Raw genomic sequence first — 266 nt, 5'->3', positions numbered from 1 at the left:
GAACCTGCACATCTTCAAAGTTACCGGTGGCAAACAGTGAGCGAATGGTGTTTCTGCCATCATCGCCATTCACCGTATCACCGACACGTACCGGCATGCTGAGCAGAGCCGCGCCGACGGCGACCCGCTGGAGACCTTCGAAATGAATGTCCTTCACTACGAAATCGTCTGCACCGTAAACGGTGGCGCTGCTAAACAGCTGCGACGCTATGAGCAACTTTTTCATCGCCATCGTTGTTATGCGTTTTCCTAACACATCCCGCGCC

At 54.1% G+C, this 266-nt stretch carries 1 protein-coding gene; it reads right to left on the bottom strand.

What is annotated here, in order from left to right:
• On the bottom strand, nt 1-232 hold a 232-nt coding region (locus tag KVT28_RS25280), incomplete at its 3' end, for a hypothetical protein (RefSeq protein WP_217550930.1).
• Nucleotides 233-266 lie beyond the last annotated feature (34 nt).

Source organism: Pantoea sp. GbtcB22, from assembly GCF_019091025.1.
GTDB lineage: Bacteria > Pseudomonadota > Gammaproteobacteria > Enterobacterales > Enterobacteriaceae > Pantoea > Pantoea leporis.
The sequence above is the reverse complement of the archived record's forward strand: the minus strand, read 5'-3'. Positions and strand labels throughout refer to the sequence as shown.